General features: G+C 73.2%; 9 protein-coding genes. 6 read left to right on the top strand and 3 right to left on the bottom strand.

Translation table 11 applies throughout. From position 1 onward, the window contains the following. Window positions 1-129 precede the first annotated feature (129 nt). Complete coding sequence (locus tag LCD33_RS25875; protein WP_224957717.1) at window positions 130-390, bottom strand: GlsB/YeaQ/YmgE family stress response membrane protein; 261 nt, start codon at window positions 388-390, stop codon at window positions 130-132. A gap of 155 nt (window positions 391-545) precedes the next feature. Next, the gene (locus LCD33_RS25880; protein ID WP_224957716.1) at window positions 546-1,739 is read right to left on the bottom strand and encodes an MFS transporter; all 1,194 of its coding nucleotides are present in this window, start codon (window positions 1,737-1,739) and stop codon (window positions 546-548) included. A gap of 270 nt (window positions 1,740-2,009) precedes the next feature. On the opposite strand from LCD33_RS25880, the gene LCD33_RS25885 reads away from it, so the two are divergent. Next, the gene (locus LCD33_RS25885) at window positions 2,010-3,032 is read left to right on the top strand and encodes a dihydroorotate dehydrogenase (RefSeq protein WP_224957715.1); all 1,023 of its coding nucleotides are present in this window, start codon (window positions 2,010-2,012) and stop codon (window positions 3,030-3,032) included. Window positions 3,033-3,186: 154 nt separating this feature from the next. Beyond that, on the top strand, window positions 3,187-4,266 hold the full coding sequence (locus LCD33_RS25890; RefSeq protein WP_224957714.1) for a glycoside hydrolase family 172 protein: 1,080 nt from the start codon (window positions 3,187-3,189) through the stop codon (window positions 4,264-4,266). 33 nt (window positions 4,267-4,299) lie between these two features. On the opposite strand, the gene LCD33_RS25895 is transcribed toward LCD33_RS25890, so the two are convergent. After that, window positions 4,300-4,725 (bottom strand): hypothetical protein, encoded by a 426-nt coding sequence (locus tag LCD33_RS25895; RefSeq protein ID WP_224978373.1) that lies wholly within the window; start codon window positions 4,723-4,725, stop codon window positions 4,300-4,302. Between the two features lie 155 nt (window positions 4,726-4,880). On the opposite strand from LCD33_RS25895, the gene uvrC reads away from it, so the two are divergent. Genes uvrC through whiA form a run of 4 tightly spaced genes read left to right on the top strand, consistent with a single transcriptional unit; the run spans window position 4,881 to window position 9,899 of the window. Then, a complete protein-coding gene (gene uvrC, locus LCD33_RS25900; protein WP_224957712.1) occupies window positions 4,881-7,046 on the top strand; it encodes an excinuclease ABC subunit UvrC in 2,166 nt (721 codons plus the stop codon). Next, window positions 7,043-7,921 carry an RNase adapter RapZ gene (gene rapZ / locus LCD33_RS25905; protein ID WP_184478207.1) on the top strand — a complete coding sequence of 293 codons (879 nt, stop codon included), beginning with the start codon at window positions 7,043-7,045 and terminating at the stop codon, window positions 7,919-7,921. The genes uvrC and rapZ overlap by 4 nt, the downstream gene beginning before the upstream one ends. Window positions 7,922-7,959: 38 nt before the next feature. Further along, window positions 7,960-8,922, top strand: a complete 963-nt coding sequence (gene yvcK / locus LCD33_RS25910) for a uridine diphosphate-N-acetylglucosamine-binding protein YvcK (RefSeq protein ID WP_224957727.1) — start codon at window positions 7,960-7,962, stop codon at window positions 8,920-8,922. Further along, window positions 8,913-9,899 carry a DNA-binding protein WhiA gene (whiA, locus tag LCD33_RS25915; RefSeq protein WP_224957711.1) on the top strand — a complete coding sequence of 329 codons (987 nt, stop codon included), beginning with the start codon at window positions 8,913-8,915 and terminating at the stop codon, window positions 9,897-9,899. The genes yvcK and whiA overlap by 10 nt, the downstream gene beginning before the upstream one ends. The last annotated feature ends 180 nt before the right edge of the window (window positions 9,900-10,079 follow it).

Genomic DNA, 10,079 nt, shown 5'->3' on the forward strand with positions numbered 1-10,079 from the left:
CGGGGCCCGGGGGGCCGCCCCCCCCCCCCGGGGGGGGGGGGGCCCCGGGGGGGGGGGGGGGGCCCGGGGCCCCCCCCGGGGGCCCGGGGCCCCCCCCCCCCGGCCCCCCCCGTTCGTCGAGCCCCTGTGTCAGGAACGCGACCGGTTGAAGACCAACCGGTAGGCGATCAGCAGGATGAGCGAGCCGATCACGGCCCACACGAAGCTCATGACGCTGAAGCCGGTGACGCCCTGGCCGCCGAACTGGCTGCTGATCCAGCCGCCGAGCAGCCCGCCGACGACGCCGATCAAGATCGTCACGATGATGCCGCCCGGGTCCCTGCCGGGCAGGATGAACTTCGCGATCGCACCCGCGATCAGGCCGAAGATGATCCAGCTGAGGATGCCCACGGTGTCCTCCTTCCGATTCGCGCGCCGGTCTGCGGCGCGCTGCGCACACGCTCATCGACCGGGTTCCCCGCAGTGGCGTCGATCAATCGCGATCTCCACCACCGAGGCACCCGATCAAGCGTTCCGGAGGCTACGCCGTTACCCGCAGTGGCTGATCACGCCCGTCCGGGCGCCGCGGCCGTCGCGGGCTCGGGGCGCACCGCGCCCGCCGCGACCGCCACCAGCAGCGCCAGCGCGGCGGGCACCGCCAGCCCCACCGACAGCCCGAAGCCCTGCGCGAGCAGCCCGATGAACACCGGCCCGGCCAGCAGCCCGCCGTAGGACAGGGTGCTGACCTGCGCCAGGTCCCGCCCGCTGCGCGCCGGGTCCCGGTGCCCGGCGGCGCTGAAGATCTGCGGCACGATGCAGGACAGCCCGACGCCGAACAGCGCGAACCCGCCCAGCGCCGCCACCGGGTGGTGCAGCAGCAGCGCCACCCCGAGCCCGCTGCCCGCGACGACCCCGCACACCCGGACCAGCGGCACCGGTCCGAACCGCCGCACCAGCCCGTCGCCGAGGAACCGGAACAGCCCCATCGTGGCGGAGAACACGGCGTAGCCCAGCGCCGCGAACCCGGTCCCGGTGCCGAGCTCGTCGTGCAGGTACACCGAGGACCAGTCGGCCATCGACCCTTCGCCGACGGAGCAGAAGAACCCGAGCGCGCCGAGGAACACGATCGCCATCGGGAACCCGCGGACCCGCGGCCCGTCCGCGGCGGGCGGCGCGGGCTCCGGCGGCAGCAGCGCGGGCCGGGCCAGCAGGGACAGCGCCAGCAGCGCCGCCCCGGTCAGCGCGAAGTGCGCGGCGGGGCTCATCCCGAGGTGCGCGGCCAGCGCCCCGGAACCGGCGCCGAGCAGCCCGCCGAGGCTGAACGTGGCGTGGAAGGTGCTCATGATCGGCCGCCGGTAGCGCTGCTCCACCCGCACCGCGTGCGAGTTCATCGCCACGTCGATCGTCCCGTGCGCCGCCCCGAACACCACCAGCCCCGCGACCAGCGTCCCCAGCCCGTCCGCCAGGCCGGGTGCCAGCCCGGACAGCGCGACCAGCGCCCCTGCGGGCGGCACCACCCGCGCGCTGCCGAACCGGTCGGTGAGGTGACCGCAGACCTGCATGGCCAGCACCGATCCGGCGGCGACCGCGAACAGCGCCAGCGTCACCCCGCCGTCGTCGAGGCCCAGGTCCTGCTTGATCGTCGGGATCCGCGCCGTCCAGGTGGCCAGCGCGAATCCGCTCACCACGAAGTAGGCGGTCACCGCCCACCGCGCGCGCCGCGCGGCCGCGCCGGGCTCGGCCGGTGTCGTCTCGGGCACCGCTGTCCTCTCGCTCGGAGTCGGGTCCGGCCCGGGGGATTCCCGGTCCGCCGCCCATTCCACCCGGGCGGTGCCGAGACCGGCTCGTCCGGTCTGCGCGAGTTCAACCGATCATCGCGGCACCGTGCCTGTGAAGGGGGCGAACGGGTGAGGGACAATGGCGCAGGCGTCGAGAGCCGGGGATCCCGGCACGCGCGCCGGGACCCGGCTCCGGCGCGGCCGCCGAGCGGGGGGCACCGGTGCGGCCGGGCGGCGATGGAGGAGGAGACCGTGAGCGTGGCCCAGGAGCGAAATCTTCGGCTGGTGCGGGACGAGCCCCGCGCGCCCGCCGTCCGGATCGGTGACATCCACCTGCGCAACCGGCTGGTCACCGCGTCGAGCCTGCTGGGCTACGGCGTCGCGAACTCCAAGCTGGTGCCCTACGGCATGAGCCCGATCTCGATGTTCGTCCCGCTGGAGCGCTTCGGCGCCGTCACCACCCGCACCGTCACCGTGGAGCCGCGCGAGGGCCACTTCACCACCCAGGACGTGTGGCCGCTGCACGAGGTCCCGGCGCTGCTCAAGCGCTACGGGCAGGCGCTGCGCCAGGTCGACGGCGGCTGGATGAACGCGTTCGGCTGGTGCAACGTCGGCATCGACGCCTACCTGCGCGACTACTACCCGCGCACCCGCTCGCAGAACACGATCATCTCGGTCGGCGGGTTCTCCCCCGAGGAGTTCGTCACCCTGGTGGAGAAGGTCAACGCGGCGGTGCCCGCCGGCGACATCGCGGCGGTCGAGTTCAACGTCTCCTGCCACAACGTCAACTTCGACTTCAACGCGATCATCGAGCAGGTGCTGGCGCAGGCGGTGCCGCGCAGCGACCACCCGGTGATCCTCAAGCTGTCCTCGGACTACGACTACATCGCGCACGCGAAGCTGGCCGCCCGGCACGGGGTGTCCGCGCTGACCGCGATCAACACGGTGAAGGGCCTGCGGCTGGACCCGAACACCGGGCAGCCGCTGCTGAAGAACGGGTTCGGCGGGCTGTCCGGGCGGGCCATCAAGCCGATCGGGCTGCGCGTGGTGAAGGAGCTGCGCGACGCCGGGGTGAAGCTGCCGATCATCGGTACCGGTGGCATCCGCAGCTTCGACGACTGCCGCGAGTACTTCTGGGCCGGGGCGGACGCGGTGAGCATGGGCAGCGCCAGCTGGTTCGCCAGCTACCCGGGCTACGCGCTGTCGCCGGTGCACGGCGCCCGCATCCGCGGCGTGCTCCGCCGCATCGAGCACTACCGGCCGCCGAACCGCTGAGGTCGACCGCCCCTCCCCGCGGTGCCCGGGCTCACCGGAAATGGTGATCTTGGGAAATGCCGATCGGATGAATGATCTCGACACGAACGGGTCCCGGAACGTTGACTCTCCGGGGGCGGGATCACCGGTCCAGCACGCGAACTGGGAGGGGCGCATGTCCGGTTACGGGACGTTCGGGAGCAGCCTGCGGGACCTGCCGAGGCTGCGGCAGTCCAGGCGGGGCCGCGTCTCCAGCTGGGATCGGACCGGCGGCAACACCGACAACATCCGGCTCGCGCCGGGGGAGAGCCGCGAGCTGGCGCGGCTCACCGGACCCGGTGCGGTGACCCACATCTGGTGCACGGTCGCCGTCGAGGACGGGCCGCACCGGCCCGAGGTGGAGGGCGACTACCTGCGCAGGCTCGTCCTCAAGATCACCTGGGACGACGCCTCGCACCCGAGCGTGCTGGTACCGCTCGGCGACTTCTTCGGCATCGGCCACGGGCGCACCGAGAACTTCGTGTCCGCGCCGCTGCAGATGAGCCCGCAGGACGGCAAGGGCTTCAACTGCTGGTTCGCCATGCCCTTCGCCGAAGGCGCCCGGTTCGAGCTGATCAGCGAGCTCAGCCTCAAAACGGTGATCTTCTACTACTACGTCGACTACGAGCAGTACCAGCAGGCCGACCCCGATCTCGGCTACTTCCACGCGCAGTGGCGCCGCGAGGACCCCACCGACGGCGTCGAGCAGGGCGACCAGAGCAACGACGAGTTCCTGTTCGGCGGCACCAACCTCGACGGGGCGGGCAACTACGTGATCCTGCGGGCCGAGGGCCGCGGGCACTACGTCGGATCGGTGCTCAACGTGCACAACCTGCGTTCCACCACCGACTGGAACTGGTACGGCGAAGGCGACGACATGATCTTCATCGACGGTGAGCCGTGGCCGCCGCGGCTGCACGGCACCGGCACCGAGGACTACTTCAACACCGCCTGGTGTCCCAGCCAGCCGTACCACGCGCCCTACCACGGACTCACGCTGCCGGGCGGGCGGAACTGGAGCGGGCAGGTGTCCTACTACCGGTTCCACGTGGAGGACCCGATCACCTTCGACTCGTCGATCGAGGTGAGCATCGAGCACGGGCACGCCAACAAGCGCTCCGACGACATCTCCTCGGTCGCCTACTGGTACCAGACCCTGCCGTCGAAGCCCTTCGGCCTGCTGCCGGTGCACGACAGGTTGCCGCACCCGCTGTGAGCTCCCCGCCGGTCCCGCCGCGGGCGGGGCCGGTCAGGGCGAGTCGGCCGGGCGGTTCGCGGTCAGCGCCCACAGCACCGCCACGTCGCCCGCGATGATCAGCAGCGACCACAGCGGCTGGTACGGGACGAACAGGAACCCCGCCACCGCGCTGAGCACCGCCAGGGCCGGGGGCGCCGGACGGGACCGGCGGCCGGCGGTCAGCAGCCCGGTCCCCGCGACCGCCACCAGCACGCCCAGCACCAGGTGCAGCCAGCCCCACGTCGCCACGTCGTAGCCGAACACGTAGCTGCCCAGCACCACCAGGAACAGGTCCGCCGCGACCGTCGCCACGGCCACGGCCACGTGGAACGCGCCCACCAGCACCAGCATGATCCCGGCGAACCGCACCGGCCCCCGCGCCCGGGCACCGCCGGTGCGGCGCACGGCGTGCGCGCCGCCGTGCCCGACCTGCGCCATCGTTGATCAACTCCTCGTCCTCGCGCGCTCCGCCGGGCCGACCCGGCGGGCCTCCCAGGACATCGCGTGACGGCGGCACCACCCAGGGGCGAAGGTCCCCGAGCGGGCCCCGATGCCGTGACGGGGAGTGTCGGCCGCGCACGTAGGGTGGAGCCGTGGCCGACCCGTCGACGTACCGCCCAGCGCCCGGAACCGTTCCGGACGCCCCCGGCGTGTACCGCTTCCACGACGCCGAGGGGCGGATCATCTACGTCGGGAAGGCGAAGAGCCTGCGCAGCAGGCTGGCGAACTACTTCGCGGACCTCTCCGGGCTGCACCCGCGCACCCGGCGGATGGTCACCACCGCCACCGGCGTGCGCTGGACCGTCGTCGGCACCGAGGTGGAGGCGCTGCAGCTGGAGTACTCCTGGATCAAGGAGTACGACCCTCGGTTCAACGTGCGCTACCGGGACGACAAGTCCTACCCGGTGCTGGCGGTGACCCTGCACGAGGAGTACCCGCGGCTGCACGTCTACCGCGGCCCGCGCCGCAAGGGCGTGCGCTACTTCGGCCCGTACGCGCACGCGTGGGCGATCCGGGAGACGCTGGACACGCTGCTGCGCGTGTTCCCGGCCCGCACCTGCTCCAGCGGGGTGTTCAAGCGGCACGGGCAGATCGGGCGGCCCTGCCTGCTCGGCTACATCGGCAAGTGCTCGGCGCCGTGCGTGGGCCGGGTCGACGCCGACGAGCACCGGGCCATCGTGGACGACTTCTGCGACTTCCTCAGCGGCCGCACCGACACCCTGATGCGCAAGCTGGACCGCGAGATGAAGGAGGCGTCCGCCGAGCTGGAGTTCGAGCGGGCCGCCCGGCTGCGCGATGACCTGGAAGCGCTGCGCCGCGCCATGGAGAAGCAGGCGGTGGTGCTCGGCGACGGCACCGACGCCGACGTGATCGCCTTCGCCAAGGACGAGCTCGCCGCCGCGGTGCAGGTCTTCCACATCCGCGGCGGCCGGGTGCGCGGCCAGCGCGGCTGGGTCATCGACCTGGAGGCCGAGACCGAGCTCGCCGAGCTCACCGGCCGGTTCCTCACCCAGTTCTACGGGGAGCAGGCGGCGTTGGCCGACCAGGCCGACGCGGGCGGCACCCCGGTCCCGCGCGAGGTGCTGGTGCCGGAGGTCCCCGAGGACGCCGAAGCACTGGGGCAGTGGCTCGGCGAGCTGCGCGGCAGCCGCGTGGACCTGCGGGTGCCGCAGCGCGGCGACAAGCGGACCTTGATGGAGACCGTGGAGCGCAACGCCAAGGAGGCGTTCACCCAGTACAAGCTGCGCCGCGCCGGTGACCTCACCGCCCGCTCGGCGGCGCTGCAGGAGCTGCAGGAGGCGCTGGAGCTGGACACCGCGCCGCTGCGCATCGAATGCGTGGACGTCAGCCACGTGCAGGGCAGCGACGTGGTGGCCTCGCTGGTGGTGTTCGAGGACGGGGTGCCGCGCAAGTCGGAGTACCGCCGGTTCTCGGTGCGCGAAGGCGCCGAGGGCGGCGACGTGGGCTCCATCGACGAGGTGGTGCGCCGCCGGTTCGCCCGCTACCTCAAGGAGACCGGTGCCGCGGAGACCGGCACCGGGCAGCTCGGTGCGGGGGAGGCCGACGCGGGAGCGTCCGGCACAGCAGAACCCGACGTGGCGGGTTCCGGCACACCGGGTTCCGCCGCCGGGCAGTCCGGCGCACCGGACCAGGACGCCGGGCGGCCCACCAGCGAGTCCGAAGTGGACGTCCGCGCCGCCTCCGGCGAGGTCGCCGACCTCGACGGTCCGGCCCCCGGCATCGACCCGGAGACCGGCCGCCCCCGCAAGTTCGCCTACCCGCCGAACCTGCTCGTCATCGACGGCGGCGCGCCGCAGGCCAACGCCGCGGCAGACGCGCTCACCGAACTCGGCGTCACCGACGTCGCCGTGATCGGCCTCGCCAAGCGCCTCGAAGAGGTGTGGCTGCCCAACGAGCCCGACCCGGTCATCCTGCCCCGCACCAGCGAGGCGCTGTACCTGTTGCAACGGGTGCGCGACGAAGCGCACCGGTTCGCGATCACCTACCACCGGCAGAAGCGCTCCAAGCGGCTCAGCCGGTCCGTGCTCGATTCCGTCCCCGGGCTTGGGGAAGCCCGGAAGACCGCCCTGCTGAAGCACTTCGGTTCGGTGCGCAAGCTCAAGCAGGCGAGGATCGAGGACATCATGGCGGTACCCGGCTTCGGCAGGCGTACCGCCGAGACCGTGTGCGCGGCCCTGGCCGCCGAGGCGGCCGGGGCAGGCGGGGGAGACACCAGCACTGAAGGGGAGAATCAGTGAGCGAGGAGAAGTCGGGCATCGAGGTCGCCGTCGTCAGCGGCCTTTCCGGCGCCGGGCGCAGCACCGCCGCCAAATGCCTGGAGGACCTGGGCTGGTTCGTCGTGGACAACCTGCCCCCCGAACTGATCGCGACGATGGTGGAGCTGGGGGCGCGTTCCAGCGGCGCGATCACCCGCGTCGCGGTCGTGATGGACGTGCGCAGCCGCGCGTTCACCGAGGACCTCGGCTCGGTCATCAAGGACCTGGACGCCCGCGGCTACAAGCCGAAGGTGCTGTTCCTGGAGGCCACCGACGAGGTGCTGATCCGCCGCTTCGAGCAGGTGCGCCGCGGCCACCCGCTGCAGGGCGAGGGGCGGCTCGCCGACGGCATCGCCAACGAGCGCGCGCTGCTGTCCCGGCTGCGCTCCGAGGCCGACCTGGTCGTGGACACCACCGGGCTGTCCGTGCACCAGCTGCGCACCAAGATCGAGGACGCGTTCGGCACCGAGGCCGAGACCCGCACCCGGGTCACCGTGCTGTCCTTCGGCTACAAGTACGGGCTGCCGATGGACGCGGACCTGGTGATGGACTGCCGGTTCCTGCCGAACCCGTTCTGGATCCCGGAGCTGCGCGAGTTCAACGGCCTCGACGAGGAGGTCCGCAACTACGTGCTCGGGCAGGAAGGTGCCGAGGAGTTCCTGGAGAGCTACCAGGGCCTGCTGCGGCTGGTCGGCGCCGGCTACCACCGGGAGGGCAAGCGGTACCTGACGCTGGCGCTGGGCTGCACCGGCGGCAAGCACCGCAGCGTCGCCCTCGTCGAGGAGATGGCCCGCAGGCTCGCCGACGACGAAGGGATGATGGTCAAGACCGTCCACCGGGACCTGGGGCGCGAGTGAGCTCGGCCGCACCACCGCACGACCCCGCCGAGCGCCCGCTGCGCGCGGTCGCGCTCGGCGGCGGGCACGGCCTGCAGGTCACCCTCGCCGCGCTGACCCGGCTCACCCCGGACGTCACCGCCGTGGTCACCGTCGCCGACGACGGCGGTTCCTCCGGGCGGTTGCGCCGCGAACTCGGGATGCTGCCGCCCGGCGACCTGCGCAAGGCGTTGGCCGCGCTGGCTTCGCCGGACGAGAACGGGCAGCGCTGGGCGCAGGTGTTCCAGCACCGCTTCGGCGGCAACGGGGCGCTGGCCGGGCACGCCGTCGGGAACCTGCTGCTGGCCGGGCTGCTCGACGTGGTCGGCGACCCGGTCGCGGTGCTCGACGAGGCCTGCCGGCTGGTCGGCGCTCGCGGCCGGGTGCTGCCGATGTCCGGCGAGCCGCTCGACATGGAGGCCGAGGTGGTGGGCCTGGACGCGGACCCGGACGCGGTGCGCACCATCCGCGGCCAGGTCGCGATCGCCAGCACACCGGGCCGGGTGAAGAAGGTCCGGCTCACCGCGGCGAACGGCGAGCAGCGCACCCCGCAGGCCTGCCCGCACGCGGTGCGCGCGGTGCTGGACGCGGACGTGGTGCTGCTCGGCCCCGGATCCTGGTTCACCAGCGTGCTGCCGCACCTGCTGGTCCCGGAGCTGCACGAGGCGCTGGTGTCCACGAGCGCGCGGCGCGTGGTGGTGCTCAACCTCGTCCCACAACCGGGCGAAACGGCGGGTTTCTCCCCGGAGCAACATCTCGACGTACTCTCGCAGCACGCACCGCGGTTGTCCGTGGACGCCGTCCTCGCGGACGCCGGATCGGTGCCGACACCTGATCGGCTTCGTGCTGCGGCGACCGGGCTGGGTGCGCAAACTCTGCTCGACACTGTCGCCTCGCCCGCCGCGCCGGGCAGGCACGACCCGGAGGCGCTCGCGGCGAGCCTGGCGGCCGCGTTGGAGAGGAGGAGTGACCGGTGGCGATGACCGCGGCGGTCAAAGACGAACTGAGCCGGTTGCCGGTGACCAAGACCTGCTGCCGCAGATCCGAGGTCTCCTCACTGCTGCGGTTCGCGGGCGGGCTGCACATCGTCGGCGGCCGGGTCGTGGTGGAAGCCGAGCTGGACAGCGGTTCCTCGGCGCGCAGGCTGCGCAAGGAGGTGCACGAGCTGTTCGGGCACACCTCCGACGTGCACATGATCACGTCCGGTGGCCTGCGCAAGGGCACCCGCTACGTGGTGCGCGTCGTCAAGGACGGCGAGAGCCTCGCCCGCCAGACCGGGCTGCTGGACCCCCGCGGACGTCCGGTGCGCGGGCTGCCCGCGCACGTCGTCTCCGGCGGCTCCTGCGATTCCGAATCGGCCTGGCGCGGAGCTTTCCTCGCGCACGGCTCGCTCACCGAACCCGGCCGGTCCTCCGCGCTGGAGGTCACCTGCCCGGGACCGGAGGCGGCGCTCGCCCTGGTCGGCGCGGCCCGGCGGCTCGGCGTGCAGGCCAAGTCCCGCGAGGTCCGCGGCGCCGACCGCGTCGTGGTCCGCGACGGCGACGCCATCGGCGCGCTGCTGACCAAGCTCGGCGCGCACTCCAGCGTGCTGTCCTGGGAGGAGCGCCGGATGCGCCGGGAGGTGCGGGCCACCGCGAACCGGCTGGCGAACTTCGACGACGCGAACCTGCGCCGCTCGGCCCGCGCCGCGGTCGCCGCGGCCGCCCGCGTGCAGCGCGCGCTGGACCTGCTCGGCCCCACCGCGCCGGACCACCTGCTGGTGGCCGGGCGGCTGCGGCTCGCGCACCGGCAGGCGTCGCTGGAGGAGCTCGGCCAGCTCGCCGACCCGCCGATGACCAAGGACGCGGTGGCCGGCCGGATCCGCCGCCTGCTGGCGATGGCCGACAAGCGGGCCCGGGAGCTCAACCTCCCCGACACCGAATCCGCGGTCACCTCGGAACTGCTCGAAGCCGAGGTGTGACGGCCGGGGGGGGGGGCGCCGGGGGGGGGGGGGCGCCGCGGGGGGGGGGGCCCCGCGGGGGCCCGCGCCGGGACCGGGGGGGGGGGGGGGGGCCGCGCCGCGGACGTCCCCGTCGGCGACCGCAGCACGGTGTCCATCCAGCTGAAGACCTTGCTGGGCGCGAAGAACCTGGCGCTGCGT

Source organism: Saccharopolyspora sp. 7B, from assembly GCF_020177435.1.
GTDB lineage: Bacteria > Actinomycetota > Actinomycetes > Mycobacteriales > Pseudonocardiaceae > Saccharopolyspora_C > Saccharopolyspora_C gregorii.